This is a genomic window from Kitasatospora sp. NPDC091276, assembly GCF_040684355.1.
Lineage (GTDB): Bacteria > Actinomycetota > Actinomycetes > Streptomycetales > Streptomycetaceae > Kitasatospora.
This window is the reverse complement of sequence record NZ_JBFBFU010000014.1, coordinates 93,759-120,534: the sequence shown is the minus strand read 5'-3', so window position 1 is coordinate 120,534 and position 26,776 is coordinate 93,759. Positions and strand designations below refer to the sequence as shown.

The following is a 26,776-nucleotide window of genomic DNA, read 5'->3' as shown; positions in this document are numbered from 1 at the left end:
TTCACCGGACGGTCGGAACTCCAGCTGTAGAGGCCACCACCCGTGCAGGGCCGTCAGCAGATCATCGTCGGTCATATCGTCCCCGTCGGCCGATCTGAGCCTCGTGGTCCAGCGACCTGCCGGCTCGCCTGGAGACCGGTGGCGTCGGCGGTCACCAGCCGGGCGGGGCGGCCACCTGACCAGGGGGCGAGCGGGGCACCGTGACCGACGGGAACCCGTGGGCGGTCACTGGGCGCTCGCCGCGGGGCGGACGACGAGCTCGTTGACGTCGACCTGCCGGGGCTGGGACACGGCGTAGGCGATGGCCTCCGCGACGGCGGAGGCGGGCAGTGCCACTGCGCGGTACGCCCTCATGGCCTTCCTGGCGGTGGGGTCGGAGATGCCTTCGGCGAGTTCGGACTCGGTCACGCCTGGAGAGACGAGGGTGACCCGGATGTCTCCGGCGGACTCCTGGCGCAGCCCTTCGGAGATCGCGCGGACGGCGAACTTGGTGGCGCAGTAGACGGCGGCGGTGGGAGAGACCTCGTACGCGCCGACGGACGCGATGTTCACGAAGTGCCCGCCGCCCTGGGCCCGCATCACGGGCAGTGCGGCGGCGATGCCGTGCAGGACTCCCCGCAGGTTCACGTCGATCATGCGGTCCCACTCGTCCGTCCTCAGGGCCTCCAGGGGCGAGAGCGGCATGACTCCGGCGTTGTTGACCAGGACGTCGACCCGGCCGTAGCGCTCACGGGCGGCGGACACGAAGGCCTGGACGTCGGCGGCGTCCGTGACGTCGAGACGCCGGAACGCCGCGGTGCCGCCTGCGGCGGTGAGTTCGCCGGTGAGCGCGTCGAGGCGGTCGGTGCGCCGCGCGCCGAGGAACAGGTGGTGGCCGTCGGCGGCGAGGCTGCGCGCGGTGGCCTCGCCGATCCCGCTGCTTGCTCCGGTGACCAGTACGACCTTGGGTGTCTGCGTCATGCCTGCTTCTCCTCCCGGTGGAGCACGAGGTGTTCGTGGTGGAGGACTCCGTCTCGGATGTCACCCGTGGCGGTGAACCCGGTGTCGTCGACGTAGTCGATGTGATGGCCGGTGACCGTGTAGCGGCCCGTGTAGGCGCTGCGGCGGTGGCCGCGGGCCTCGTCGTATCGGCCGTCCGCCCGTAGTTCCCGACGGATGTGACCGTCCGCCGTCACCCACAAGCCGACCACGTCGGCCCGGCCCTCCTCGGTACTGCCCGTCAAGGACGGACTCCCTTCGTCGATGGATGCGGATCCGTTCCGCCAGACCGAGTCTGGGCGGGACGCGGGTGACCGGCCAGGACGTGCCTTGCCTGGGTGCGGTGCACCCAGGCAAGGCACCGCCGGCGCGGCCTAGGGTGAGGGCGTGACCGACAACCACCTGGGAGAGTTCCTGCGCGCACGCCGTGCGGCCCTGCTGCCGCAGGACGCCGGCGTGGCGAGCCACGGGGTACGCAGGGTCGCCGGACTGCGCCGGGAGGAGGTCGCCGTCCTGGCCGGGGTGAACGCGGACTACTACACCCGCCTGGAACAGGGGCGGGAACGCCACCCATCGGCCCAGGTCCTCGACGCGCTCGGCCGCGCCCTGCGGCTTGACTCGGATGGGCACGCGCACCTGCACCAGTTGGCGGGGACGATACCGAGCAGCCGGTTCGCCCACACCACGGACCGGGTCGGCCCCGCCCTGCGCCAGTTGCTGGACGGCTACCCGGCCGCCCCGGCGTTCGTCATCAACCGGACTTTGGACGTCCTGGCGGCCAATGCCCTGGCCGAGGCCCTGCACTCACCCTTCGAGCGGATGGACAACCTCGCCCGGATGGCCTTCCTCGACCCGGCGGGCCGGCAGTTCTACGAACGGTGGGGCCACACGGCCCAGGCCGTCGTGGGCCACCTGCGGCAGGCGGCCGGGCTCGACCCGGACAGCCCCCGGCTGCGGGAGCTCGTCCGCACCCTCACCGGTCACAGCACGGACTTCACCCGTCTGTGGAACGCCCACGCGGTGCGCGGCAAGACCCAGGAGGCCAAGCACCTCCTCCACCCGGACGTCGGCCAGCTGACCCTCACCTACCAGGCCTTCGACGTGCGCGATGCTCCCGGCCAGCAGCTGATCGTCTACCAGGCGGAGCCCGGCGGTTCCAGCGCGCAGGCCCTCAGCCTGCTTGGGTCCCTGCGCGCCACCTTGAACCGGGGCGCCGGGTAAACGGTGAGGACGGTCAGCTGCGTTGAGCGCGCAATGATCAACTCGCCTGATGACCACGGCGCCACACTTCACTCTCCGTGACTCCGTAACTCGAATGGTCGCCACCAGACTGGGTCAACTAGCGAGCATCACAGAGGATTTGGCCCTACGGTCCGGTGCCAGGGGGCCATCGAGCGAAAGGCTGTCACTGGCATGGCCGGGAAATTCGAGCTGTACAAGGACGAGAGCGGGATGCACCGCTTCCGGCTCAAGGCGAGCAACGGGACGGTCATCGTCACCGGGGACCCGCACGAGAGCAAGGACGAGTGCCTCAGGAGCATCGAGTCGCTCCGCAAGCTCGCGCCGTACGCGGAGCTCAAGGAGGCGGCCGGGTCGCACTGAGGCGGCGCGGTGCGGGAGCGGGTCGGCGATGCAAATCGCCGACCCGCGTTCGCTTCTACGACAGATCCCTTTGGCCGGGTGCACGCCGGGCGCGGACAGAACACCGGCATGCGCGTCGTCATCGTCACCGAATCCTTTCCGCCCGAGGTCAACGGAGTCGCCCACAGCGTGCTGCGGACGGCCGAGCATCTGGTCCGCCGGGGCCACCAGCCACTCGTCGTCACCCCCGCACCCGCGCGGGGCGCCGCGTGCCCGCCGCACACCTTCGGCGGCTCCGAAGCGGTGGAGCTGCCGGTGGTGCGCATTCCGTCGGTGCCGCTGCCCGGGTACCCGCAGGTGCGGATCGCGCTGCCGAGCCGGCAGCTGGCGGCCGCCGTCGCCGGGCACCGGCCGGACATCGTGCACCTGGCCAGCCCGTTCGTGCTCGGCGCGCGCGGGGTGCAGGTCGCGGCCCGCCTCGGCGTCCCCGCCGTGGCCGTCTACCAGACCGACCTCGCCGGGTACGCGCACGCCTACCGGGCCGGGCGGGGCCTCGGGGAGGCGGCCGCCTGGCGGCGGATCCGGGCCGTGCACCGGGCCGCGGCCCGGACGCTGGCGCCGTCCACGCCCGCCGCCCAGGACCTCACCGCGCACGGAGTACCCAGGGTGCAGCTGTGGCCGCGCGGGGTGGACTCGGTGCGGTTCCACCCCCGGCACCGGGACGAGGCGCTGCACCGGGCGCTCGCCCCGGGCGGGGAGGTGCTGGTCGGGTACGTCGGGCGGCTGGCGCCCGAGAAGCGGGTCGACCTGCTGGCCGCCGCGTCGGCCCTGCCCGGGGTGCGGGTGGTGGTGATCGGGGACGGGCCGTCCGGGCCCGGGCTGCGGGCCTCGATGCCCGGCGCGGTGTTCCTCGGCCGCCGGACCGGCGAGGAACTGGCCCGCTGTTTCGCGACCCTGGACGTGTTCGTGCACACCGGCCCGCTGGAGACCTTCTGCCAGACCATCCAGGAGGCGATGGCGAGCGGCGTGCCGGTGATCGGCCCGGCCGCCGGCGGCCCGCTGGACCTGGTCGCGCACCACCGGACGGGCCTGCTGGTGCCGCCCCGGGACGGCGCCGCGGTGGCCCGGGCGGTGGCGGAACTGGCCGCCGACCCCGGGCGGAGGGCCGTGTACGGGCGCGCGGGACGGGCCGAGGTGACCGCGCGGACCTGGGAGGCGGTCGGAGACCTGCTGCTGCGGCACTACGCGGAGGTCCTCGCCGAGCACCGCGGCACACCGGTGGCTCCCCCTTCCGCTCCCCCGGCGGTCGTCGAGCCGGTCGCCGTCGTGGAGGAGCTGCCGGCATGACGGACACCGCCGACCGCGAGCCGCTGACCATCGTGCGGCTCGCGAACTTCGTCACCCCGGTCTCCGGGGGCCTGCGCACCGCGCTGCGCCACCTCGGTGCCGGCTATCTGGCCGCCGGGCACCGGCCGGTGCTGATCGTGCCCGGGGAGCGGCGCAGCGAGGAGGAGGGCGAGCAGGGCCTGGTGGTCACCCTGCCCGGGCCGGTGCTGCCGGCCAGCGGCGGCTACCGGATGCTCACCGACCGGCGGGCGGTGGCCGCCGAACTGACCCGGCTGAAACCCGACCGACTGGAGGTGTCCGACCGCACCACGTTGCGCTGGACCGGTAGTTGGGCCCGGCGGCACGGCGTCCGCTCGGTGATGGTGTCGCACGAGAGCGCCGTCGGGGTGCTGCGCACCTGGGGGCTTCCCCGCCCGCTCGCCGACGCGGCCGCCGACCGGCTCAACACGGCGACGGCCCGTACGTACGACGCGGTGCTCTGCACCACCGACTGGGCGGCGGCGGAGTTCCGGCGGATCGGCGCGCCCAACCTGGCCCGGGCCCCGCTCGGCGTGGACCTGGCCGCGATGCGCCCGCTGCCGCCGGCCGCGCGGGCCCGGGAGCGGGCGCGGTACTGCGGGCCGGACGACGTACTCCTGGTGCTCTGCTCCCGGCTCTCGGCCGAGAAGCGGCCCGAGCGGGCGGTCGAGGCGCTGGCCGCACTGCGGGCCCGGGGGCTGCCGGCCGTCCTGGTGGTGGCCGGGACCGGACCGCTGCGGGACCGGCTGGCGGCCCGGGCGGAGCGGCTGCGACTGCCGGTGCGCCTCCTCGGGCACCTGGGCCGGCGGGAGGAACTGGCCCGGCTGCTGGGCTGCGCGGACGTGGTGCTCGCGCCCGGGCCGGTGGAGACCTTCGGGCTCGCCGCGCTGGAGGCGCTGGCCTGCGGGACACCGGTGGCGGTCAGCCGCTCCTCCGCGCTGCCCGGGCTGATCGGCCTGGCCGGGGTGGCCGCCGCCGACACCGGCGCCGGATTCGCGGCGGCGGTACGGGAGTTGCTGGCGCGCCCGGAGCAGGCACGGCGGGCCGGCGCCCGGGCCCGGGCCGAGCGGTACGGCTGGCCGGCCGCGGTGGCCGCGTTCCTCGCGGCCCACGGCGTGCGGAACCCCGGCGCGGTGGAGGAGGGTTGGGATGAGCGTGCTCGGCACCGGGCGTGACCGGTCCGCGGACGGCCGGCCGGCCACCGGCGGGCCGGTGCGGTTCGTCGCGCTCGGGGACTCGCTGACCGAAGGGGTCGGGGACCCGGTCGGTGAGGGATGGCGCGGCTGGGCCGCCGTCCTGGCCCGGTCGCTGGCACCCGAGGGCGGCGTCGAGTTCACCAACCTGGCGTGCAGCGGCGCCCTGACCACCGATCTGACGAATCGTCAACTCCCTTCCGCGTTGGCGCTACGGCCGCGGTTCGCGGCCGTGGTGGTCGGCGGCAACGACACCCTGCGGGCGGGCTTCGACATCCGGCGCACCACCCTGGAACTGGACGCCACCCTGGGCGAACTCTCCAGCCACGGCGCCGTCCTGCTGACCGCCTGCCTGCCCGACCCGGGCACCCTGCTCCGCCTGCCCGCGCCGCTGGCCCGACCGCTGGCGCGGCGGATGCAGGCCGTCAACACCGTCGTACACGCCCTCGCCGCCCGGCACCGGGCGGTGCACCTGCACATCGCCGAGCTGCCCTGGTGCGCGCAGCGCCGGCTGCTCAGTGTCGACCGGCTGCACCCCAGCGCCGAGGGCCACCACCTGATCGCCCGCGGGTTCCACGAGTTGCTCGCCGCCGCCGGCCACCCCCTCGGCCCGCCGCCCGTCGACACCCCCGCCGAGGCCCCACCCGGCCGGGCCGCCGACCTGTGGTGGATGGCCACCCAGGGCACCCGCTGGGTGGCCGCCCGCAGCACCGACCTGCTGCCCGGACTGCTCGCCCTGGCGGCGGCCGAAGGCCTCGCCCGGCTGCGCGGGTCCAACGGGCGGCACGACGAGCAGATGGCCCGCGCGGCGGCGCAGGCCCTCGCGTCACTGGGGTGAGGCGGCGAGGGCCCGGCTAGGACGGCTCGTGGGGGGAACCATGAAAGGGGTCCGCCGAGTCGTCGGGGGGACACGGCCTTCGAACCGGGCCTGACGGAGGGAGCAGCGGTGGACGCGTCATCCGGGAGCGGGCGGGAGTTGCTGGCGGCGGCGGGGGTGCTGTTCCCGGACGGGCGGGGGCGGGTGCTGGTGGTGCGGTTGCCGTACGACCGGAAGCATCCGGTGGCGATCCCGGGCGGCGGGTGGGAGCCGCAGGACCGGTCCCCACGGGAGACCGCGCTGCGCGAGGTGGTGGAGGAACTCGGGTTCACGCCCCGGCTGGGGCCGCTGGCCTGCGTCGACTGGACGCTCGACCACTTCCGGCCGCCGATCGCCGCGTACCTGTACTGGGCGCAGCCGCTCAGCGCCGAACAGGCCGCGGCGATCCGGCCGGACGCGGCGGAGGTCGGCGGCTGGGCCTGGCTGACCCCGGACCAGGCGGGCCACGCGCTGCCGCCCCTGCTGTCCCGCCGGGTCACGGCCTGCCTGCGGGCGCCGCGGTCGGCCGGTCCGCTGGAGCTGGAGGACAGCAGGCCCGTGGGGCACACCCTCGACCACCTGCCGGCGGACGAACCGCCGCCCGCGTACACCGGGTTGGCCGGGGTGACCGCCCTGGGCCCCGCCCCCGGCGGGCCGGCGGCGGGGCCCGGGTACGAGCCGCCGATGGACCGGGCCACCTACATCGCCACCCGCCCGCGGATCCGGGCCAAGGCACGGGCCCTGTTCACCGACGACGCCGGGCGGGTCCTGCTGGTCCGGCTGCGGCCGTGGGACGGGCCGCGCGGCCGGGTGCCGCGCTGGACGCTGCCGGGCGGCGGGATCGAGGCGGACCGGGAACTGCCCCGGGCGGCCGTCCGGCGCGAGATCCGCGAGGAACTCGGCTGGGAGGTCGAACCGGGGCGGCTGCTGGCGCTGGACTGGCAGCCCGGGTCGGCCGCCGACCCGGAGGCCGACCCGGCGACCGGGCGGGACACCGCCGTGCTGGTGTCCGTGTTCGACGGGGGCACCGTGACGGAGCGGATGCTCGGTTCGATCGCGCTGCCGGAGGAGGAGCTGGTGGAGTGGCGGCTCTGCGGCCCCGCCGAGGCGCGGGCGCTGCTGACCGGCCCGTCCTGGGCCCGGACGGCCGCCGCGCTGGCCGCGCGGGAGCGGGCGGGCGGGCCGGCCGAGCTGGTGCGCGGACGCGCCGCCGGGTAGCGGCGGGCGGGCGGGCGAGCTCAGGAGGGTTCAGGAGGGTTCAGGAGGGCGAGTCGGGGGGACCGGCTGGTCGGACGGGGCTGTCGGGCAGGGCGGACAGGGCCGGGTCGGGTGGGTCACACTGGGCCCATGCAGAACGGGATCACGCAGCACGGGATCACGGAGGCGCTGGCCGGCCGGCGAGTGGCGTCGGTCAGCGGCGGCGACCGGCTGGACCTCACCCTCGACGGGCCGGTGACCGTCCGGGTGGCGCACGAGTTCCGCCTCGCCGCGCCCTCCTTCACCGCCCCGGCGGAGGTCGAACACTACTTTCCGGCGCTGACCATCCGCCCGACCGGCACCCTGCTCGCGCTCGTCGGCCGGACCGTCGACACCGCCGAGATCACCCTCGCCGGCGGCCTGGAGCTGGCCTTCGCGGAGGGCGGCGCGCTGTCCGTCCCGCCGCACGCGCAGCTCGCGCCGTGGAGCGTGGAGACCGCGGAGGGCGCGATGTGCGCGGGGCTGCCGGGCGGCGAGGTCCGGTGGACGGCGCCCGGCGCGGCCTGAGCCGACGCCGGGCCGACGCGTCGTCCGGTCGGACTCTCCGGCCTGTCCGCCTGTCCGCCTGTCCGCCCGTCCGAGCTGTCCGGCCTGTCAGACCTCCAGGTCGGCCTCGATCCTGGTGAGCTGGTGGCGGGCCATCGCCAGGTTGGCCCGCGCCTTGTCCAGCGCCAGGTAGAGGAAGAGGCCCTTGCCGGTGCGGCCGGCGAGCGGCCGGATCAGGTGGTACTGGCTGCTGAGGGTGATCAGGATGTCCTCGATCCCGTCCTGTAGGCCGAGCATGTCCATGGTGCGCATCTTGGCGCGGACCACGTCCGTGTTCCCCGCCGCGGCCACGTTGAGGTCCAGCCCGCCGGGGCCGTCGAGGGTGGCGAGCGCCATGCCGCTGTTGTAGTCCACGAGTGCCGCGCCGATGGCGCCCTCGATGCTGGTCATGGCCTGCTTGAGCGCGCCGGCTGCGTCGGTCATCTGGGTAACTCCCTTTCGGTGGTGGGGTGCTGGGGTGCTGGGGTGCTGGGGTGGAAGGTGCGGTCGGGCCGGGGTCCTGACCGGTCAGACCGGTCAGGCCGGGTCGCGGGGGTCCTTGGGCAGGAGGCTGTCGCTGAGCAGCCCGGCGATCCGCTGGGCCGAGCGGCGGGCCTCCAGGTGCAGCCGGCCGACGTTGACGTCCGGGTGCGCCAGCAGGGCCAGCACGCAACTGCCCCCGGCCGCGTAGGTGGCGACGTAGCCGTGCTCGCCGCGCACCAGCGACTCGCGGAACTCGCCCTGGCCGGTGGTGTCGGCGAGCCGCTGGGCCAGCGACAGCGAGGCCGCCGTCATCGCGGCCAGGCCGGAGGGTTCCGCCCCGTGGGTGTCGTGCGCGACCAACAGGCCGTCCACGCTGGCCACCAGGCCACCCGCAAGGTGCGGGACGCGCTGCTTGACGGCGCGGAGCTCGGCGAGCAGTTCGGTCTCCAAGGCGATCAGTTGTCTCCTTCCGACACGCTGCTTGAGCGCCCGCCTCATGGCCGGGACGGCGGGGTCGCGGGTGGAGAGTGGTTCAAAGTCGGGCCTCCAGAAGGGTTCGGACCCGGGTCAGCAGCGCGATGTCCGGGTCGGGGACGGCCAGCGGGTGAGCCGTGGCCGTGGTGGGCGGGTGATCGGAGTGGGTGGGGGCCACGGGGCCGGACGGCGTGGCGCCGGTGAGGGTGGCACCGGGGACCCGGCGGTGCAGGCCTCCCGTCGGGCGGGCGGGGGCCGGCGCGTCCGGGGCCGGCGCCTCGGCTTCCGCGACGGGCGCCGCGGGCCTCGGCGCCCCAGGTGCCACGGGCGTCGCGGGTACCACGGGCGTCGCGGGTACCACGGATGTCGCAGCGCTCGGTGCCACCGCCGGCGCGGCCGCCGGTGCGGCGTGCCGCGGAGCGGCGAGCAGCCCGGCAGCGGCCAGGCGGCGGACGTCCGCCGTGACGCCGAAGCCGGACCGGCCGAGCAGGCGCGCGAGGTCCGCCGGGGTTCTTCGGCCGTCGGCGTGGTCCAGCAGTTCGCGTCGGCGACGGCCGGGCGGGCGGTTCGACGACCGTGGGACCGGCACCACCGGGCGGACCGGCGCGGTGTCGAGCTGCGGCCAGGGCCAGATCCGTTCCAGCAGCCGGCCCCGGCGCTCGACCTCGCGGCGCAGCCGGCCGGGGTCGACCGTGGCCACCGGGCCCAGCCAGTGCCGGGCGTCGGGCTCGAACCGCCAGACGCCGCCGGTCCGGTCGGCGAGGACGAAGAACGCGGCGTCGAAGAGCGTGCCCAGGTGGCCGAGTTCGAGCTCGCCCCGGGTGAGCAGCCGCCGTTCGACCAGGGCCTCACCGACCCGGGCGCGCGGGCCGTGGAGCCGGAGCAGTTCCGCCCACTGCCCGGGGGTGATCCGGCCGCAGCCGGTGAGCAGTTCGGCCAGGCCGGGCGCGCGCGGGGAGTCGGCGTGGGCCACCTGGCCGTCGACGAGGTGCAGGCTGCCGAGCGGGCCGCACAGGGCGCCGGTGGCGCGGCGGGCGGCGAGCAGGCCGAGGGCCTCGCCGGGGGTCTGCGGCGGTGCGGGCGGGCGGACGGCGGCGGGCGCGGCGGTCATCCGGGCCACCGGCCGGTGGAGCGCGGGCGGCGGGGGCGGCCCGTCCGGCGTGCTGGCCGAAACCCGATGGCCGCGGTGGGCGTCCCGTTCACCCCAGCACCAGTTCCTCGGCGAGCGCCTGGAGGCGGTAGCGGGCGGCGGCGAGGTTGCCCTGGGCACGGTCGAGCCAGAGGTGGAGGACGAGGCGGCTGTCGAAGACGGTGTCGATGAAGCAGATGAGGTGGTAGCTGCGGCCGGCGGTGACGATGACGTCCTGCAACGGCGACCGCCGGTCCTCCGCCCCGGTGAAGGTCTGGCTCTCAACGGCCGCCCGTACCAAGTCGGTTGTCTCGGCGGCCGCGGTCTCGTGGTCGCCGGTCGGGCACTCGCCGAGGCTGCCGAGCGCGAGTCCGCTGCTCCAGTCGACCAGGCTCGCGGAGCGTGCCCCGGAGATCGACATCGCTCCGGCGAGGCATTCGTCGATACCCGGCACACCGGCTCCTTCGAGGGGGTCTGGGCAGCCGGGCGCAGCACGGCACGGCCGGGCCGCCACCAGCAGTGGCGGGCTCGACACGGAAGGCTACTGCCGGATTCCATATGACGAACATTCCAATGGCATATTCACATCAGTAGCGTCCACTTCCGGCCAAGGTATGACGAGGCGTCAGCCTCCGCCGCCGGGCGAACCCGCTGGCCCGGGGACGGTCGCGGCCCGCAGTCCACCGCCACCCGCCGACCACCTGGCAGGGGAGCTTGGCCGAGAACCGGCCGCACGGCAGGGTTTCGACCGCCGCCATGCGGTAGAAGGACCGGGCGAGCAGGTCTACACCACCGGGTCGCCGCCCGACTGCCGCCGGGGCCCTCGGGCATGACGAAGGAGCCCCGGGCATGACGAAGGGGCCCGTTCCGCTGGACGGAACGAGCCCCTTCGGGTGGAGCGCCAGGCCCGGGTCGCACGGACTCTTCCTACTGAAAGTAGGACGTGCTCTGGTAGCACCGCTGACGCCTGTTCGGGAGGTTGTTTCCCTCCCGACGAGAAGAACATTAGCAGGTCATCACGCCTGCTCAGAAACCGGAGGGAGGAACGGGACCGGACCCGGCGGAACCGCGGCGACCCGACCCCGGCGCGGCGCCCCCGACAGCCCCGGCACGGAGGGCGGTCAGGGCAGCAGCGCCCGGTAACCCGCGATCAGGGCGGTGAGGCCCAGCTCGAAGGCCCGGTCGGCACGTTCGCGGCCGGCGGGGACGGCATCGAGGGCGTCGGCCAGGCGCGGGGTGGCGTCACGGTCGACGGCGTCGACCATGACGTCCGGGGCGACCAGGTCGAGGGCGGAGCCGAGGATGAAGCTCTCCAGGGCGGTGATCACGCCCATCACATCCCGTGCGGCGAAGCCCGCGCCCTCCAGGGTGGCGACGGCGCGCTCGTACAGCGCGTGCATGAACGGTTCGGCGAGCGGGGCGGTGGCGAGCAGGCGGACGATGCCGGGGTGTTCGGCGAAGGCGTCCCGGTAGGCGTGCGCCCAGGTGCGCAGCGCCGCGTCCCAGGGCTGGTCCCACATGGACTGCTCGCCGATGGTGCGGACGAGTTCGGCGCGCATCAGGGCGACGATCTCGGCCCGGCCGGCGACGTGGTGGTAGAGCGCGGAGGGGCTGACCTTGAGGGCGCCGGCGAGGCCGGGGATGGTGAGGTCGCCCGCCTCGTCGACCAACCGCAGCGCGGTGTCGACGATGCGCTGCCGGTCCAGCAGGGGTGTGCGCGGCCTGGCCATGCCGGTTCCTCGTCTTTCGGGGAGTCCTTCGGGGCCCCTCGGGGAGTCCCTCAGGAAGCCTTCCGAAGGATCTCCGGGAGGGCGGGGGCCGGAGAGCCCTCCGGAGAACCCCCAAGATCATCGTTACCCAAGCGTTACTGAATGGCTTTCAATAAAACTCTTCCGCACCCGCCGGTGCCGCGCCTACGGTAACCGAACCCCATTCGGTTTAGGCAGGTCGCCCTCGTCACCTGCCACGACCCGGAGAGGACGCTCCCCCATGCGTGCCGACACGATCTTCACCGGCGGCCGGATCCACACCGGAGACCCCGCCCACCCCGCCACCCACGCCCTCGCCGTCACCGCCGGGCGGATCACCGCCCTCGGCGACGCGGCGCTCGCCCTGCGCGACGACCGCACCGAGACCGTCGACCTGGCCGGCGGCGCCCTGCTGCCCTCCTTCGGCGACGGCCACCTCCACCCGCTGCTCGGCGCCATCGGGCTGCGCGGCGTGCCGGTGCGCGACTGCACCAGCCTGGAGGAGGTCGTCGAGGCCGTCCGCACCTGGGCCGCCCGGCACCCCGAGGCCGAGTGGATCACCGGGGACGCCGTCAATCCGTGGCTCGCCGAGGGCGGCCTGTTCGACGCCCGGCTGCTCGACGCCGCCGTCCCCGACCGGCCCGTCCTGCTGCGCACCATGGACCACCACACCGGCTGGGCCAACAGCGAGGCGCTGCGCCGCGCCGGGTACGGGCCGGACACGCCCGACCCCGTGGGCGGCGAGATCGTCCGCCGCCCGGACGGCTCCCCGCTCGGCACCCTGCGCGAGTTCGGCGCCCTCAACCCCGTCCTCGCGCTCGTCCCGCCGCCCCCGCTCGCCGAACAGGTCGCCGCCCTGCGCGAGACCACCGCCGCACTCGCCGCCGCCGGGCTCACCTGGCTCCAGGACGCCTGGATCGAGCCCGCGCAGGTCGACACCTGGCTCGCCGCCGTCGCCGAGCACGATCTGCCCGTCCGGGCCGGGCTCGCCCTGCTGCTCGAACCGGACGGCTGGCGCGCACGGCTCCCCGCCCTGGCCGCCGACCGGGAGCGGGTCGAGGCCGGCGGGCGCGGCCGGCTCACCGCCCGGGCGGTCAAGTTCTTCGCCGACGGCGTCGTCGAGTCCGGGACGGCCGCCCTGCTGGCGCCCTACAGCGACTGCCCGCACTCCCACGGCGTCGCCAACTGGACCGGCGCCGAACTGGCCGACGCCGTCACCGCCGTCGACGCGCTCGGCTTCCAGCCGCACATCCACGCGATCGGCGACCACGGCGTCCGGATCGCCCTGGACGCCGTCGAGGCCGCCACCCGCCGCAACGGCCTGCGCGCCCGCCGCCCGGTGATCGCCCACGTCCAACTGGTCGACCCGGCCGACCTGCCCCGCTTCGCCGAACTCGGCGTGATCGCCAACTTCGAACCGCTGTGGGCCCAGACCGACCCGCTGATGACCGAACTCACCCTCCCCCGGCTCGGCCCCGAGCGCGGCGCCCGGCAGTACCAGATCGCCGCGCTGCTGCGCGGTGGCGCCCGGGTCTCCTTCGGCAGCGACTGGCCGGTCACCCGGTACGAGCCGCTGGCCGGTCTCGCCACCGCCGTCACCCGGCAGACCCCGGACGGCCTGCCGGCCGGCGGCTGGCTGCCCGAGGAGCGGATCGGTCTCACCGAGGCCCTCGCCGCGTACTCGGCGGGTGTCGCGCACCAGGCCTTCGAGGAGGCGGAGTGGGGCGTGCTGCGGCCCGGGATGCGGGCCGACCTGGTGCACCTGGCGGCCGACCCCTACGCGGTGCCGGCCGACGAGCTGGCCGCCGTCCCGGTGGCCGGGACCTGGCTCGGCGGCCGACGCACGCACTGACCCCCAGGGCGGGCCCCCGTACCCCGCCCGCCGGAACGCCCCCCACGGCGTCCGCTCCCCGTCGACCGCCCGCACCCGATCCGCGGCCGGCCGCTCTACCCTCGTCCGTACGACCCCAGGAGAGCTCCCCCATGACCCTGCCCTCCGAAGCGGCCTCCCCGACCGCACCCGGCTCCCCCCGCACCGGCCCCGGCACCGGCCGCGCCGGGCCCGACACCGGGCCCGACAGCACCGGGCCCGGCACCGCGGCCGCCGGCTCCACCGGCCACGCCCGCCTGGAAGGCGGCGTGCTCGGCACCGGCGACATCGTCTTCTTCGTCGTGGCCGCCGCCGCACCGCTGACCGTGATGGCCGGCGTGGCACCGTTCGCGATCGCCTTCGGCGGCATCGGCACGCCCGTCGCCTACCTGGCCACCGGCGTCATCCTGGCCCTCTTCGCGGTCGGCTTCACCACCATGACCGCGCACATCCGCAACGCCGGCGCGTTCTACGCCTACGTCACCCGCGGCCTCGGCCGCCCCGCCGGGCTCGGCGCCGCACTGCTCGCGGTGCTCTCGTACAACGCCATCCAGATCGGCATGTACGGCGCCTTCGGCTTCTTCGCCCACACCACCGCCGCCGACCTGCTCGGCCTGGACCTGCCCTGGCCGGTCTGGGCGCTGCTCGGCGTCGCGGTGGTCTGGCTCCTCGGCTACCGCTCGATAGACCTCGGTGCGAAGGTGCTCGGCGCGCTGCTGATCGCCGAGACCGGCATCCTGCTCGTGCTCGCCGTGGCGGTGCTGGTGCGCGGCGGCGCGCACGGGCTCGACCTGTCCTCGTTCGCCCCGCACAACGTGTTCTCCGGGGGCATGGGCGGGGTGCTCGGGCTCTCCTTCGCCGCGTTCATCGGCTTCGAGGCCACCGCCATCTACCGCGAGGAGGCCCGCGAGCCACGGCGGACGGTGCCGCGCGCCACCTACGCGGCGATCGCCTTCCTCGGCCTCTTCTACACCTTCATCACCTGGATGATCGTGCAGGCCTTCGGCGCCACCGAGGCCGTCGCGACCGCCACCGCCGACCCGGCCGGGATGTTCTTCACCGCGATGACCGACTACGTCGGCGCCTGGGCCACCGACCTCCAGCGGGTGCTGATCGTGACCAGCCTGCTCGCTGCGCTGCTCGCCTTCCACAACACCATCACCCGCTACGGCTACGCCCTCGCCACCGAGCAGGCCGCCCCGGCCGCGCTCGGCCGGGTCCACCCGCGCCACGGCTCCCCGTGGATCGGCGGCATCGCGCAGTCGGTGCTGGCGGCGGTGGCCGTCGTGGTGGCGGCGCTGATCGGGGCCGACCCGTACAACCAGTTCTTCCTCTGGGTGAACTCCCCCGGCGTGGTCGGCATCCTGGTGTTGCAGGCGCTCGCCGGGCTGTCCGTGTACGCCTTCTTCCGCCGCAATCGCGAGGCGGCCGCGAGCGCCGGGGCGTTCCGGACGGTCGTGGCGCCGGTCGCCGCCACCGTGCTGCTGTGCGGGGCGACGGCGCTGGTGGTGTGGCGGCTGGACCTGTTCACCAATGCCGGGCCGGAGGTCAACTGGCCGCTGGTGGCGATCGTGCCGGTGGTGTTCCTGACGGGCGTCGCCATCGCGCTGCGGCTGCGGGCGCGGCGGCCCGAGGTGTACGCCCGGCTCGGGACGTCGGAGGTCGACGCGGGCTGAGCTCGGAGGTCGACGCGGGCTGAGCCCGGAGGTCGACGCGGGCTGAGCGGGACGGCGGCGCCGCAGGGCTGGCCCACCCGCCCCGGCCCGGCCGGCGGCCTCAGGCCTGGCCGACCGCCTCGGCGAGCAGCCGGTAGGAGTCGAGGAGGGCGGCGCGGTCGTAGGTGCTGGTGGTGACCAGGAACTCGTCCGCGCCGCTGCGCGCCACCAGGGCGGCGAGTTCGGCGACGGCCCGCTCCGGGGTGTCCGCGATGTGGCCCTTCAGCGACTGCTCGTAGGCGGCCTGCTCGCGCGGGCTCATCGGCCGGGCCAGGATCTCGGTGGCGGGCGCCAGCGGCGGGAACTCGCCGTGGGTGCGGGAGTACGCGCCGGACCACGCCTCCGGAACGAGCAGTTCCCGCGCCCGGTCGGCGCTCCCGGCGACCGCGACCGTGCCCGAGACCACCACGTACGGCTCGGCGGCCTGCGCCGAGGGGCGGAACCGGCTGCGGTAGCGGTCGATCGCCGCGAGCATCCGTTCCTCTCCCCGGACGGCGGCGATGACCAGCGGCAGCCCGGCGTCGGCCGCCAGGTCGGCGCCCGAGCCGGTGGCCAGGACGAAGGCCGGCACCCGCAGGCCCTCGGCCGGGCGGGCGTGGACGCCGGGGTGGGCCTGCTGCGAGCCGTCGAAGTAGCCGAGCAGTTCGGCCAGCTGGGCGCCGAAGTCGTCCGCGGAGTCCTTCTCCCTGCCCAGCGCCCGCCGCACGCCGTCGGTGAACCCGACCGAGCGGCCGAGCCCCATGTCGATCCGGCCGGGGAAGAGCGAGGCGAGTACCCCGAACTGCTCGGCCACCACCATGGGCTGGTGGTTGGGCAGCATCACCCCGCCCGTGCCGACCCGGATCCGGGTGGTGGCCGCCGCCACCGCCGCGGCGAGCACCGTCGGCGCCGATCCCGCCACCCCGGGCACGCCGTGGTGCTCGGAGACCCAGAAGCGGTGGTACCCGAGCCGCTCGGCCTCGCGGGCGAAGGCCACCGTGTCCCGCAACGCCCGCGCCGGCTCCTCGCCCCGTCTGGTCCGGGAGCGGTCGAGGACGGAGAGCCTGGTCATGGGCGCAGCGCTGGTCACGCGGTGGACAACGCCCGCCGCCGAGCCGGGCATTCCCCCCTCCGCCATGCCCCGGTACGGACGGGCCCCGGTCAGTCCGTCACGGAGAAGCCCTGCGCCGCGCCCAGCCGGTGCAGCGAGTCCTGCCCCGGGATCCCGTCCGCGGCGGCGTCGGCGTACCCGCACCGGCGCTGCCACCCGGCGTAGGCGGTGACCGTCAGGCTGCCGAACGAGCCGTCCACCCAGCGTTGTTCGAGCAGCCCCTCGTCCGCCAGGGCCTGCTCGACGATCGCCACCTCGGCGCCGTACGTCCGGTGCCCCTGTTCGGCCCCGGGGTCGGTGCGGGCCGCCGCCACGACGTGCGCGAGCGACACCGTCCGGGGACCGGGCAGGTAGCCGAGCAGCCGCCGCAGCGAGCTCTCCCCCGGCACGCCGTCCGCCGCCTGGCCGGAGTAGCCCAGACTCCGCTGGTAGTCCGCGTAGTTCTCGGTGTCCGCGTCGCTCCAGTTCGGCCCGGGGCCGGAGCGGTAGTGGGCGCCGAAGCCCTGGGCGACGAGCCCCCGGCCGACCACGGTGACCTGGTAGCCCTGGGCGCCGTAGCCGTAAGGGAGGCCGTTGATGGTGGTCTGGTACCGGGCCGGGGTCGGGTCCGCCGGAGGCACCGGGGGGTGCTGCGAGGGCGAGGGGATCGGGGTGCCTGGGCCGGCCGTGAAGTCGGGCCAGGAGCCGGGGTCGGTGTGGTCGTTGAACGGGACGTGGGCGTGTGCGTACCAGCCGCCGCTGGCCTCCCACACCTGCTCGTCGCGGTGGCTGGTGAAGTCGACCGGCCGGCCCATCGGCCACACGTCGGGCACGCCCCAGGAGGCGATCCAGGCGTGGATCCGGTCCCAGCCCGCGCACGGGGTGTCGACCAGCCGCGGGTACACGGTGCCCTGGTAGGTGCAGTAGGGGAAGAACACCGCCTCGATCTGGATCACCACGCTCCCGGCCCGGTTGGTGCGGGTCGGGCTCGTCGTCGGGCTGAGCAGGCTCTTCGAGCGGGAGTCGGCCGGGAACAGCTGGGCGATCCGGCCGCTGAACGGGTCCCAGACCAGGTGCGGCGCGTCACCGGCGCCGCTGCCGGTGAAGTAGTTCACCAGGTCCTCGTAGGTGCACCAGTCCTGCGGCGCGGCGGCGGTCGCGTTGCGGTCCCAGGTGATGTGGGCGATGGCTCTCGGGGGGTACTGCTGGTCGGTCGGCGCGTGGTCGCCGAGGTCGTGGATCTCGGCACCGGGCAGCCACAGGTCGGACATGCGGTCTCCTCCAGGCGGCGAACGGACGTCGTTGCGGGTATCGGCAGGTTCGCCCTCCGGATTGACCCCAACGGCGCAATGCACGGCAATGAACCACCCGCGCTCGCGCGCCCGTTCGGATCTGTGACGGGAATTCGTCCTCGCGTACGGACCCGGAGGCCCGCGCCGCGTGCCGCCGGACCCGTGCTCCACCCTGCCCGGAAGGAAGCCCGAGAGCCTCCGGAAAGCCGTCGGGCGGGGGCGCATTCCACCCCGCCGCAGCCGCTCTGTCAATCGTTGACTTCGGAACTGGTCTAGTCCACGGTGGTGCGCGAAAAGCACTCATACCGTCATCACCGCCACGATTCTGACGAACCGACGGAGATTCCACCGTTATGCAACGAGTCTGCCTCGCCCTGCCCACCATGCGATCCTGCCCCGACACCATCGTGGAACTCGCCGAGGAGGCGGCCTACGCCGTCGCGAACTTCGACGTCGAGGTGCACCTCCTCATCCTCGACACCACCGACGTCGCCCAGTTCGCGGAGAACGCGGGCGCCGTGGCCGCCCTGGAGCCCACCCCCGGCGTGGTCGTCCACCACCTCGGCAACGCGCAGCAGCGGGAGTTCCTGCGCCGGGTGGCCGAGCGCTCCGGCGCCGCCGACCCGGAACTGCTGCTCGACATGATGCTCCCGCCGGCCGTCGCGTACGGCTCCTGCGTCAACCGGCTGTTCCTGGGCGCGGCCGCCCTGGGCTGCACCTCGGCGCACCTGCGCAACGACGACGCCGACTTCCAGGTCGTCGACGGTCGGAAGATCTTCCCGATCCACCACGAGCTGCTCTCGATCGGCCGACCGGCCGGCGAGGCGGCGGCCGACGTGACCCGCTCCGAGCTCGACCCGGCCGACGCGGACAAGCCGGTGATGCTGGTCAGCGGCTCCTTCATCGGCGAACTCAACGTGGACATCAGCGAGATCCACGAGTTGGACCCGGACATCTACCGCGACGTGGTGCGCCTGTGGACCCCGCCGGTGTGGCCGGAGGAGGACCGGGACGCGATGGTGGACGTCTCGTTCAAGGGCGCCGGCTCCGAGCCGTTCACCACCGACGAATCCGTCCTCGGCGTGCCCGACATCTGGGACGTCTACATGTGCAACATCGCGCTGGACCACCGGGCCTACGAGGTGCTGCCGCTGCTGCCCTCGGTCAAGACCATCGGCAGCGACTACGCCCTGCTGCACGCCATGGTCCACTCCCGGCTGCCCGGCGTCGTCCACAACCGCCACATCGTCAACTACTACACGCCCGAACGCCGCATCGGCGCCGGCTTCATCTCCTACCAGATGCGGTTCGTCAAGTTCCTGCTGTCGATGCTGTACCTGTACCCGGTCTACGGCGGGATGATCGACCTCGGCCGCGGGCTGCTGGACGAGCGGCACGGGCTGAAGGTCGAGCCGATCCTCGACCTGGTGCGGGGCAGCGTCGACTGGGACCGGGCCGGGAACGAGTACTGCCTGGACGTCCTGGACCGCTCCTACCGCAAGCTGGGCGGCAAGTACGCCGAACTCGCGGACGCGGTGGCCGAGCAGCGCCAGCAGCTCCTGGACGAGGCGCAGGAGGACGCCGAGCGCTGGGCGGTGCTGATGGGAGCGTGGGCGTCGCTGGTGGCCGCCTCCCGCGCGGAGGGGCTCGGCACCGCCTCGGAGGTTGCGGCCGGGTGAGCGAGGACCTCCGGATCCGGCTCCTGGCCGAGGGCGACTGGGACGCCGTGGTCGCCCTGGAGCACGACGCCTACGCGGCCGACGGCCTGTCGGAGGGCCGGGAGGCGCTGCAGTCCCGCGCCCTCGCCTCGCCGCGGACCTGCTTCGTGCTGGAGCAGGACGGCGCCGTCCGCGGCTACCTGCTGAGCCTGCCGTACCCACCGCTGCGCTGCCCGGACCTCGACCGGCCGGAGGAGGCGGTGTTCGCGTCGGACAACCTGCACGTGCACGACCTGGTGATCGCCGAGGACCTGCGCGGCCGGGACGTCGCACTGGGGTTCATCCGGCACTTCCGGGAGCAGGCGTCCGAGCAGGGCTTCGAGCGGATCTCCATGGTCGCGGTCCGCGGCACCGACATCCTGCTGCGGCTGCTCGGCTACCGCGCCCACCGCGAGGTGACGGTGCCGTCCTGCTACGGCAAGCGCGCCGTCTACATGTCGATGCCGGTGGCAGCCGGCTGACCTTCACTCGTCCGGAGTAGTCCGGGCTGCGGCACTCACCCCGTCGAGTGATGCTGCTGACGGCTGTGCCCAGCCGCCAGCAGCATCACCACCGACCGAGGGAGAGCGCATGAAGGCCGCCGTCGTCCACGACTTCACCGCGCCGCTGGTCATCGAGGACCGCCCCGTCCCCGAGCCCGCGCCGCACCAGGTCAGGGTCAGGATCGAGGCGTCCGGCCTCTGCCACACCGACATCCACGCCGCCCACGGCGACTGGCCGGTCAAGCCGAGCCCGCCGTTCGTGCCCGGCCACGAGGGCGTGGGGATCGTCGAGGCGGTCGGCGGGGAGGTGCGCAACGTGCGGGTCGGCGAACGGGTCGCCATCCCCTGGCTGGCCGACGCCTGCGGGCGCTGCGACCAGTGCGTCTCCGGCTGGGAGACGCTCTGCCTCCAGCAGCACAACAGCGGCTACTCGGTGGACGGCGCCTACGCCGAGTACGCGCTGGCGCACGGCGACTACGTGGTGCCCGTCCCCGACGGCCTCGACCCGCTCGACGCCGCGCCGCTGTCCTGCGCGGGCGTCACCACCTACAAGGCGCTCAAGGTCTCCGGCGCCCGCCCGGGCACCCGCGTCCTGGTCTCCGGCATCGGCGGGCTCGGCCACCTCGCGCTCCAGTACGCGCGGATCTTCGGCGCCGAGACCATCGCGGTCGACGTCACCGACGACAAGCTCGCCCTGGCCCGCGAACTCGGCGCCGACCACGTCCTCGACGCGCGCACCCAGGACGTCGCGGCGGAGGTCCAGCGGCTCGGCGGCGCCCACGCGGCCATCGCCCTCGCCGTCAGCAACGCCTCCTTCCAGGCCGCTTACGGTGCGCTGCGGCGCGGCGGCACGCTCGTGCTGGTGGCCCTCCCGGCCGGCGGGAAGCTCGAACTGCCGGTGTTCGAGACCGTGTTGAACGGCACCAGGGTGATCGGCTCGATCGTCGGCACCCGCCAGGACCTCGCCGAGGTCTTCCGGCTGCACGCCCTCGGCCGCACCCGCGTCATCCTTGAGCCCCGCCGCTTGGAGGAGGTGAACGCCTGCTTCGACGAGGTGCTGGGCGGCAAGGTCTCCGCCCGGCTGGTCTTCGACCTGCGCTGAGCGGCCTACACTGAGCGGCCTGCGCTGAACCCGGCCCCGGCCGAACGGGTGCGCCCACCGGTCAGCCGCGCCCGCCGGTTCGCCGCGCCCGGCATCCGTCCGTCCCCCGTCGGGGCGCGGCTCGCGGCCGATCCGCCCCCTTGACCGGCTCGTTCGGGCACCAGAGGCCCCGCGGGTCACGCCCGCCCCACCCCCGTCCGGGCCCGGTTGCAGTTCCGTCTCCGTTCCGTCCGGCGGGGGCCCCGCGCCGCCCGGTCCGGGATCGTGGGGGCAACGACTCGTTGGGCGGGGGGGAGTTGCCGTGGGGGACGGCCAGGAGTTGGTGCCCGTGGTGGTGGGCGTGCTGGTGCGGGCGGCCGAGGGGGTGTCGGGCGGCCCGGGGCGGTCGGTGGCGGATCTGGTGCGGGTGCGGCTGCGGGCGACGCCGGAGGGCGCCCGGGCCGTGGACGCGGTCGAGGCGAACCCGGGGGACGCCCGGGCGCGGGCCGGGCTGACCGCCGCCGTCGGCGAACTGCTCACCACGGACCCGGCGTTCGCGCGGTACCTGGCCACCACCGAGCTCGGCCGGCCCGCCGACCCGCCGACCGTCCACCTCCGGGTCGATCCGGCCGTCGCCGGGGCCCAGGCCCGGGCCGCCCGGATCGGCGCCGCCCCCGTCCTCGTCACGCTGGCGCTGATCGTGGTCGCCGCCCTGGTCGCCGTCGGGATCAACCTGGGCTCGCGCCCGCTGCTGCGGCCGGGCGGGCCCGACCTGGCCCACGCCGGGCGGACGCTGCACGACCCGGCCCAGGTGCAGGGCGTGCTACCCGACCTGCGGGCCATGCCGGGCGGCTGGCAGGTGGAGAGCGGCCCACAGTCGGGAGCGGGCCCGGGCCAGGACGTGCCCTGCCTGCTCCCGGACGCCTGTGACCAGCAACTCGCGTACGCCACCGTGACGTTCCGCGCCGCGACCACGCACAGCGCACAGTTCACCGTGGTCACCTTCGCCTCCGCCGACGCCGCCGGCCGGGCCTTCGACGCGATGCTCGCCCACGTCGGCGGCGCCGACGCGGCCGCCGCCGTCCCCCTCCCCCCGATCGGCGACCAGCGCGCCGCCCGGACGCACGGCGCGGAAGGGGCGGAGGCCCTGGTGCGGGTCGGCACCACGCTGCTGTACGTCCGCGATTCGGGCCCGGGCTCCGACGCCGCCACTCCGGTGCTGGCCCTGTTCGCCCGCCTGCTGGCCGAGCGCGCCCAGCAGGCCGAGGACGGCCGCGAGCCCGACGCCGCCGCCCAGGGGGCCACCGCCTGACCCGGCCGCCCGCAGCCCCTGCTTGAACGCGCCGCACCCCGACCGGACCGGTCGCCGGGTGCGGCTGCCGTTGCGCCGGGACACGGGTGGGGCCACCGGTGAGGCCGCGAGGGCCCGCTCCCCCGAATACGTGTATCGCTCTCTTGACTGGCGTCACCAACACGCCATACTGGCCTCACTCCCCGCTCGCACGATGAGGTGCCCGCCCATGGAGCTATCCCCCTCCGCGCACGTGGACACGTTCTGCCGCGACCATCTCCCGCCCTTCGACCAGTGGCCCGAACTCCGCTTCGACATACCGGAGTTGTCCTATCCGGACCGGCTGAACTGCGCCCAGGCGCTGCTCGACGGAACGATCGCCCGGTACGGCCCCGACCGCCGCTGCCTGCTCACCCCGACCGACCAGTGGACCTACGGCGAACTGCGCGACCACGCCGACCGGGTGGCCCGGCTGCTGACCGAGGACCTCGGCCTGGCCACCGGCAACCGGGTGCTGCTCCGCGGCCCCAACACCCCCTGGCTGGTGGCCTGCTGGCTCGGCGTCCTGAAGGCCGGCGGCGTCGCCGTCAGCACCATGCCGCTGCTGCGGGCCACCGAACTGACCGGACTGCACCGGATCGCCCGGCCCGCCATCGCCCTGTGCGACCACCGCTACCTGGACGACCTCGCCCGGGCCGAGACACCCGGCCTGCGGGTGCTCGCCTTCGGCGGGCCCGGCCCCCAGGACCTGACCGCCCGCTGCGCCGCCAAGAGCGGCGGCTTCACCGCCGTGCCCACCGCCGCCGACGACGTCGCGCTGATCGCCTTCACCTCCGGAACCACCGGACGGCCCAAGGCCACCCTGCACTTCCACCGCGACGTGCTCGCCAACGCCGACACCTTCTCCCGCCACCTCCTGCGCCCCACCCCCGACGACCTGTTCGCCGGCACCCCGCCGCTCGCCTTCACCTTCGGACTCGGCGGCCTGGTGGTCTTCCCGCTGCGCGCCGGCGCCGCCAGCCTCCTGCTGGAGCAGGCCACCCCCGAGCAGCTCGCCGAGCAGGTCCACCGGCACCGGGTCGGCGTGCTGTTCACCGCGCCGACCGCCTACCGGGCGATCCTGGCCGCCGGGCTCGCCGACCGCCTGTCCGGCGTACGGCGCTGCGTCTCGGCCGGCGAGCACCTGCCCGCCGCCCTCTGGGAGGCCTTCCACGCGGCCACCGGGCAGCGGCTGATCGACGGCATCGGCGCCACCGAGCTGCTGCACGTGTTCATCTCCGCCGCCGACGGCGACATCCGCCCCGGCGCGACCGGCCGCCCCGTCCCCGGCTACCGGGCCGCCGTCCTCGACGAGCAGGGCCGACCGGTGCCGGACGGCGTGCCCGGCCTGCTCGCCGTCAAGGGCCCGACCGGCTGCCGCTACCTGGACGACGAGCGCCAGCGCGACTACGTCCGCAACGGCTGGAACCTCACCGGCGACACCTACGTCCGCGACCGGGACGGCTACTTCTGGTACCAGGCGCGCAACGACGACATGATCGTCTCGGCCGGCTACAACATCGCCGGCCCCGAGGTCGAGCAGGCCCTCGCCGCCCACCCCGACGTCGTCGACTGCGCGGTGGTCGGGGCGCCGGACGAACGGCGCGGCACCGTGGTGAAGGCCTACGTGGTGCTGCGCGAGGGCGCGCCCGCCGGGCCGGAGCAGGTGCGGAGCCTCCAGGAGCACGTCAAACGGACCATCGCCCCGTACAAGTACCCGCGCGCGGTCGAGTTCGTCACCCGGCTGCCGCGCACCGCCACCGGCAAGCTGCACCGCGCCGAGCTGCGCCGGCGGGCCGCGACCGCCCCGGCCAGCGTGGCGATCGAGCGCCGGGTCGAGTGGTCCGACACCGACGCGGCCGGGCACTACCACTTCTCGGCCGTCCAGCGCTGGGCCGAGGCCGCGGAGGCGGCGCTGCTGCGCCGGCTGGGCCTGGCCGAGCTGTTCGGGCGGATCCCGCGGGTGCACTTCGAGGCCGACTACCGCGAGCGGCTCTGGTTCGGCGACCTGGTCCGCACCGAGCTGCGGGTGGTCCGGGTCGGCGGCTCCTCGCTGCACTACGCCTTCGAGGTGCACGGCCCGCACGGCCTGGCCGCGTCCGGGCGGATGTCGGTGGTGCACGCCGCGCCGAACGCCAAGGGCGCCGAACCCTGGCCCGCGCCGGTGCGCCGCGCGCTGGCCGAGGCCGGACCGCAACAGCCGGAGGTGGTGCGGTGACCACCCCGGCCCGCAGCAGCACCACCACCCGCACCACCGCGGCCCGCCGCATCGCGGTGATCGGCGCCGGTCCGGGCGGGCTCTACTTCGCCGCGCTCGCCAAACGGCTGGCACCGCACCGGGAGATCACCGTCTTCGAACGCGACGGCCGGGAGGACGAGTTCGGCTTCGGCGTGGTGTTCTCCGACGAGACGCTGGACGGCATCGCCCAGGCCGACCCGGAGGTCTTCGCCGCCATCGGCGCCGAGTTCGCCCGCTGGAGCGACATCGACGTGCACTACGCGGGCGAGGTCCGCACCTGCGGCGGGCACGGCTTCGCGGCACTCGACCGCAACCGGCTGCGCGCGATCCTGCAACAGCGCTGCGAGCAGCTCGCGGTGGACGTGCGCTACCGCACCCCCGCCCCTCCGGTCGACCGGCTCGCCGCCGAGTACGACCTGGTGGTCGCCGCCGACGGCATCCACTCGGGCACCCGCGCGGCCTACGCCGACACCTTCCGACCCGACCTGGACGAGCGGCACTGCCGCTACATCTGGCTCGCCACCGACAAGGTCTTCGAGGCCTTCACCTTCATCGTCGAGCGGTTCGACTTCGGCACCCTCCAGGTGCACGCCTACCCGTACAGCGCGACCCGTTCCACCTTCATCGTGGAGATCGCCGAAGACGCCTGGCGCCGCGCCGGGTTCGCCACCCTCGCCGCCCTCGCCGCCCGGGAGCCGGCCCGCGGCGCGAGCGACGAGGCGAGCGTGCGGCGCTGCGCGGACCTGCTCGCCGGGCACCTGGACGGCCACCGGCTGATCCCGAACGCCTCCCGCTGGATCCGCTTCACCACCGTGCGCAACGCCCGCTGGCGCCACCGCAACGTGGTGCTGCTCGGCGACGCGGCGCACTCCGCGCACTTCTCGATCGGCTCGGGCACCAAGCTCGCCCTGGAGGACGCCCTCGCGCTCGCCGCGAGCCTGCACGAACAGCCGGCGCTGGAGCAGGCGTTGGACGCCTACGAGGCGGAGCGGCGCCCGGTGGTGGAGTCCACCCAGCGAGCGGCGCAGGCGAGCCTGGAGTGGTTCGAGACGGTGGAGCGGCGCAGCGCGCAGGGCGCCGACCGGTTCGCGTTCAACCTGCTCACCCGCAGCCGCCGGGTCACCTACGGCAACCTGCGGGCCCGCGACCCCGACTTCGTCGACGCGGTGGACGCCGCCGCCGGCGGCCCGCCCGGTGTGCCGCCGATGTTCCGGCCGCTGAAGCTCGGCGCCCTGGAGCTGCGCAACCGCGTCGTGGTGCCCCCGCTCGCCACCTTCACCTCCACCGACACCCTGCCCAGCGGCTTCGACCGGGCCCAGCTCACCGCGCACGCGCTCGGCGGCGCCGGGCTGGTCCTCGCCGGGATGGCCGCCGTCAGCCCCGGGGGGCGGGCCACCGACCGCTGCCCGGGGCTGTGGAACGACCGCCAGGAGGCGGCCTGGCGCGAACTCGTCGACGCCGTCCGCGCGGTGAGCGACACCCCGGTCGGCCTCCAGCTGACCCACGCCGGCCGCCGGGGCGCCACCGCCGCACCCGGCCCGGACGGGATCGGGCGCCCACTCGCCGACGGCTGGCCGCTGCTCGCCGCCTCCCCGCTCCCCTGGGGCCCGGACAGCCCTCCCCCGCACGCGGCCACCGCCGCCCAACTGGCCACCGTCGTCGCGGACTTCGCCGAGTCGGCGGAACGCGCGGCACGGGCCGGATTCGACGCGCTGGAGCTGCAGTTCGGCCACGGCCACCTGCTCTCCGGCTTCCTCTCACCGCTGACCAACCAGCGCACCGACCGCTACGGCGGCCGGCTCGCGCACCGGCTGCGGCTGCCGCTGGAGGTGCTGGCGGCCGTCCGCGCGGTCTGGCCGGCCGGGCGGCCGCTACTGGTGCGGATCTCGGCCTGCGACTGGGCGCCCGGCGGCACCACCGCACCGGAGGCCGTCACGATCGGCCGCGCGCTGGCCGACGGCGGGGCGGACGCGGTGGACGTGTCCACCGGCGAGGTGGTCGCCCACCAGCGGCCGCCGTACGGACGCGGCTACCAGACCCCGTTCGCCGAGCTGATCCGCGCCGCCACCGGCCTGCCGACCATCGCGGTCGGCGCGATCTCCGGGCACGACGACGCCAACTCCGTGCTCCTGGCCGGGCGGGCCGACCTGGTCGCGATCGGGCGGGCCCAGCTGTACGACCCGCTCTGGACGCTGCACGCCGCCGCCGAGCAGGGCTACACCGGGCCGGGCGCGCACTGGCCCGGCCCCTGGTCGGCGGGCAGCCGCAGACCACCGGGCCCGAACGCCGACCGGGTCGCACCGCGCCTGCACCTGCTCGCCGAGCCCGCCACGCCGGTGCACCGCCGCTGGCCGCCGCCCACCCCCGAACCGCACTGAGCAGCCGAGGAGG

At 75.1% G+C, this 26,776-nt stretch carries 24 protein-coding genes and 1 pseudogene; 16 read left to right on the top strand and 9 right to left on the bottom strand.

The features are described 5' to 3' along the window. Positions 1-225 precede the first annotated feature (225 nt). A complete protein-coding gene (locus AB0O19_RS19520) occupies positions 226-960 on the bottom strand; it encodes an SDR family oxidoreductase (protein ID WP_363620963.1) in 735 nt (244 codons plus the stop codon). Then, positions 957-1,223 (bottom strand): Atu4866 domain-containing protein, encoded by a 267-nt coding sequence (locus AB0O19_RS19515; RefSeq protein WP_363620961.1) that lies wholly within the window; start codon positions 1,221-1,223, stop codon positions 957-959. The genes AB0O19_RS19520 and AB0O19_RS19515 overlap by 4 nt, the downstream gene beginning before the upstream one ends. A 142-nt stretch (positions 1,224-1,365) precedes the next feature. Here AB0O19_RS19515 and AB0O19_RS19510 point away from each other — a divergent pair, with 142 nt between their 5' ends. The 7 genes from AB0O19_RS19510 (at position 1,366) to AB0O19_RS19480 (ending at position 7,737) form a co-directional block, all read left to right on the top strand. Continuing rightward, a complete protein-coding gene (locus tag AB0O19_RS19510; protein WP_363620959.1) occupies positions 1,366-2,199 on the top strand; it encodes a helix-turn-helix transcriptional regulator in 834 nt (277 codons plus the stop codon). A gap of 192 nt (positions 2,200-2,391) precedes the next feature. Then, positions 2,392-2,580, top strand: a complete 189-nt coding sequence (locus AB0O19_RS19505; protein WP_063350276.1) for a DUF1508 domain-containing protein — start codon at positions 2,392-2,394, stop codon at positions 2,578-2,580. Positions 2,581-2,688: 108 nt separating this feature from the next. Continuing rightward, the gene (locus tag AB0O19_RS19500) at positions 2,689-3,906 is read left to right on the top strand and encodes a glycosyltransferase family 1 protein (protein WP_363620957.1); all 1,218 of its coding nucleotides are present in this window, start codon (positions 2,689-2,691) and stop codon (positions 3,904-3,906) included. Beyond that, a complete protein-coding gene (locus tag AB0O19_RS19495) occupies positions 3,903-5,099 on the top strand; it encodes a glycosyltransferase (RefSeq protein WP_363620955.1) in 1,197 nt (398 codons plus the stop codon). The genes AB0O19_RS19500 and AB0O19_RS19495 overlap by 4 nt, the downstream gene beginning before the upstream one ends. Then, positions 5,074-5,955, top strand: coding sequence for an SGNH/GDSL hydrolase family protein (locus AB0O19_RS19490; protein WP_363620953.1), 882 nt, complete (start codon positions 5,074-5,076; stop codon positions 5,953-5,955). Before AB0O19_RS19495 ends, AB0O19_RS19490 begins: the two co-directional genes overlap by 26 nt. 108 nt (positions 5,956-6,063) lie before the next feature. After that, positions 6,064-7,191 carry an NUDIX domain-containing protein gene (locus AB0O19_RS19485; protein WP_363620951.1) on the top strand — a complete coding sequence of 376 codons (1,128 nt, stop codon included), beginning with the start codon at positions 6,064-6,066 and terminating at the stop codon, positions 7,189-7,191. Positions 7,192-7,320: 129 nt separating this feature from the next. After that, positions 7,321-7,737 (top strand): DUF6188 family protein, encoded by a 417-nt coding sequence (locus AB0O19_RS19480; RefSeq protein ID WP_363620949.1) that lies wholly within the window; start codon positions 7,321-7,323, stop codon positions 7,735-7,737. Between the two features lie 87 nt (positions 7,738-7,824). Here the strand turns inward: AB0O19_RS19480 and AB0O19_RS19475 are convergent, their stop codons facing one another. From AB0O19_RS19475 to AB0O19_RS19455, 5 genes are all read right to left on the bottom strand, one after another. Further along, entirely contained in the window at positions 7,825-8,199 is a 375-nt protein-coding gene (locus AB0O19_RS19475) for a hypothetical protein (protein ID WP_063350272.1), read from the bottom strand. Positions 8,200-8,292: 93 nt separating this feature from the next. Next, a complete protein-coding gene (locus AB0O19_RS19470) occupies positions 8,293-8,688 on the bottom strand; it encodes a roadblock/LC7 domain-containing protein (RefSeq protein ID WP_350879110.1) in 396 nt (131 codons plus the stop codon). Positions 8,689-8,770: 82 nt separating this feature from the next. Next, positions 8,771-9,823, bottom strand: coding sequence for a hypothetical protein (locus AB0O19_RS19465; RefSeq protein WP_363620947.1), 1,053 nt, complete (start codon positions 9,821-9,823; stop codon positions 8,771-8,773). A gap of 88 nt (positions 9,824-9,911) precedes the next feature. Next, positions 9,912-10,295, bottom strand: coding sequence for a hypothetical protein (locus tag AB0O19_RS19460; protein ID WP_063350270.1), 384 nt, complete (start codon positions 10,293-10,295; stop codon positions 9,912-9,914). 667 nt (positions 10,296-10,962) lie between these two features. Further along, positions 10,963-11,571 carry a TetR/AcrR family transcriptional regulator C-terminal domain-containing protein gene (locus tag AB0O19_RS19455; RefSeq protein ID WP_363585199.1) on the bottom strand — a complete coding sequence of 203 codons (609 nt, stop codon included), beginning with the start codon at positions 11,569-11,571 and terminating at the stop codon, positions 10,963-10,965. A 259-nt stretch (positions 11,572-11,830) separates the two neighbouring features. On the opposite strand from AB0O19_RS19455, the gene AB0O19_RS19450 reads away from it, so the two are divergent. Both AB0O19_RS19450 and AB0O19_RS19445 read left to right on the top strand, forming a co-directional pair. Continuing rightward, positions 11,831-13,441, top strand: coding sequence for an amidohydrolase (locus tag AB0O19_RS19450; RefSeq protein WP_363620946.1), 1,611 nt, complete (start codon positions 11,831-11,833; stop codon positions 13,439-13,441). A gap of 131 nt (positions 13,442-13,572) precedes the next feature. Continuing rightward, a complete protein-coding gene (locus tag AB0O19_RS19445; protein ID WP_363620944.1) occupies positions 13,573-15,135 on the top strand; it encodes an APC family permease in 1,563 nt (520 codons plus the stop codon). Between the two features lie 100 nt (positions 15,136-15,235). Here AB0O19_RS19445 and AB0O19_RS19440 read toward each other — a convergent pair whose 3' ends face one another. Both AB0O19_RS19440 and AB0O19_RS19435 read right to left on the bottom strand, forming a co-directional pair. Further along, a complete protein-coding gene (locus tag AB0O19_RS19440; RefSeq protein ID WP_363620942.1) occupies positions 15,236-16,225 on the bottom strand; it encodes an LLM class flavin-dependent oxidoreductase in 990 nt (329 codons plus the stop codon). Between the two features lie 89 nt (positions 16,226-16,314). After that, positions 16,315-17,514, bottom strand: a complete 1,200-nt coding sequence (locus tag AB0O19_RS19435; protein ID WP_363620940.1) for a peptidoglycan-binding protein — start codon at positions 17,512-17,514, stop codon at positions 16,315-16,317. 374 nt (positions 17,515-17,888) lie between these two features. Here AB0O19_RS19435 and AB0O19_RS19430 point away from each other — a divergent pair, with 374 nt between their 5' ends. The 7 genes and pseudogenes from AB0O19_RS19430 to AB0O19_RS19400 all read left to right on the top strand — a co-directional run bounded on the left by AB0O19_RS19430 (position 17,889) and on the right by AB0O19_RS19400 (position 26,763). Further along, positions 17,889-19,214, top strand: a complete 1,326-nt coding sequence (locus AB0O19_RS19430; protein ID WP_363620938.1) for a DUF6271 family protein — start codon at positions 17,889-17,891, stop codon at positions 19,212-19,214. Continuing rightward, positions 19,211-19,714 (top strand): GNAT family N-acetyltransferase, encoded by a 504-nt coding sequence (locus AB0O19_RS19425; protein ID WP_363585211.1) that lies wholly within the window; start codon positions 19,211-19,213, stop codon positions 19,712-19,714. Before AB0O19_RS19430 ends, AB0O19_RS19425 begins: the two co-directional genes overlap by 4 nt. 109 nt (positions 19,715-19,823) lie before the next feature. Further along, positions 19,824-20,837 carry an alcohol dehydrogenase AdhP gene (gene adhP, locus AB0O19_RS19420; RefSeq protein WP_363620936.1) on the top strand — a complete coding sequence of 338 codons (1,014 nt, stop codon included), beginning with the start codon at positions 19,824-19,826 and terminating at the stop codon, positions 20,835-20,837. 301 nt (positions 20,838-21,138) lie between these two features. Further along, positions 21,139-22,128: a hypothetical protein gene (locus AB0O19_RS19415; RefSeq protein WP_363620934.1), complete on the top strand. Its 990-nt coding sequence runs from the start codon at positions 21,139-21,141 to the stop codon at positions 22,126-22,128. Positions 22,129-22,336: 208 nt separating this feature from the next. Further along, a pseudogene (locus AB0O19_RS19410) lies at positions 22,337-23,947 on the top strand (AMP-binding protein); the annotation flags it as partial. 15 nt (positions 23,948-23,962) lie between these two features. After that, complete coding sequence (locus AB0O19_RS19405; RefSeq protein ID WP_363621071.1) at positions 23,963-24,364, top strand: thioesterase family protein; 402 nt, start codon at positions 23,963-23,965, stop codon at positions 24,362-24,364. Next, a complete protein-coding gene (locus AB0O19_RS19400; RefSeq protein ID WP_363620932.1) occupies positions 24,361-26,763 on the top strand; it encodes an FAD-dependent monooxygenase in 2,403 nt (800 codons plus the stop codon). The genes AB0O19_RS19405 and AB0O19_RS19400 overlap by 4 nt, the downstream gene beginning before the upstream one ends. The last annotated feature ends 13 nt before the right edge of the window (positions 26,764-26,776 follow it).

Excerpts from the sequence above, each read along its gene's own strand:
- AB0O19_RS19520 (WP_363620963.1), bottom strand. The coding sequence starts at position 960 with ATGACGCAGACACCCAAGGTCGTACTGGTCACCGGAGCAAGCAGCGGG.
- AB0O19_RS19505 (WP_063350276.1), top strand. The coding sequence starts at position 2,392 with ATGGCCGGGAAATTCGAGCTGTACAAGGACGAGAGCGGGATGCACCGC.
- AB0O19_RS19500 (WP_363620957.1), top strand. The coding sequence starts at position 2,689 with ATGCGCGTCGTCATCGTCACCGAATCCTTTCCGCCCGAGGTCAACGGA.
- AB0O19_RS19495 (WP_363620955.1), top strand. The coding sequence starts at position 3,903 with ATGACGGACACCGCCGACCGCGAGCCGCTGACCATCGTGCGGCTCGCG.
- AB0O19_RS19490 (WP_363620953.1), top strand. The coding sequence starts at position 5,074 with ATGAGCGTGCTCGGCACCGGGCGTGACCGGTCCGCGGACGGCCGGCCG.
- AB0O19_RS19480 (WP_363620949.1), top strand. The coding sequence starts at position 7,321 with ATGCAGAACGGGATCACGCAGCACGGGATCACGGAGGCGCTGGCCGGC.
- AB0O19_RS19475 (WP_063350272.1), bottom strand. The coding sequence starts at position 8,199 with ATGACCGACGCAGCCGGCGCGCTCAAGCAGGCCATGACCAGCATCGAG.
- AB0O19_RS19465 (WP_363620947.1), bottom strand. The coding sequence starts at position 9,823 with ATGACCGCCGCGCCCGCCGCCGTCCGCCCGCCCGCACCGCCGCAGACC.
- AB0O19_RS19455 (WP_363585199.1), bottom strand. The coding sequence starts at position 11,571 with ATGGCCAGGCCGCGCACACCCCTGCTGGACCGGCAGCGCATCGTCGAC.
- AB0O19_RS19450 (WP_363620946.1), top strand. The coding sequence starts at position 11,831 with ATGCGTGCCGACACGATCTTCACCGGCGGCCGGATCCACACCGGAGAC.
- AB0O19_RS19445 (WP_363620944.1), top strand. The coding sequence starts at position 13,573 with ATGACCCTGCCCTCCGAAGCGGCCTCCCCGACCGCACCCGGCTCCCCC.
- AB0O19_RS19440 (WP_363620942.1), bottom strand. The coding sequence starts at position 16,225 with ATGACCAGGCTCTCCGTCCTCGACCGCTCCCGGACCAGACGGGGCGAG.
- AB0O19_RS19435 (WP_363620940.1), bottom strand. The coding sequence starts at position 17,514 with ATGTCCGACCTGTGGCTGCCCGGTGCCGAGATCCACGACCTCGGCGAC.
- AB0O19_RS19430 (WP_363620938.1), top strand. The coding sequence starts at position 17,889 with ATGCAACGAGTCTGCCTCGCCCTGCCCACCATGCGATCCTGCCCCGAC.
- adhP (WP_363620936.1), top strand. The coding sequence starts at position 19,824 with ATGAAGGCCGCCGTCGTCCACGACTTCACCGCGCCGCTGGTCATCGAG.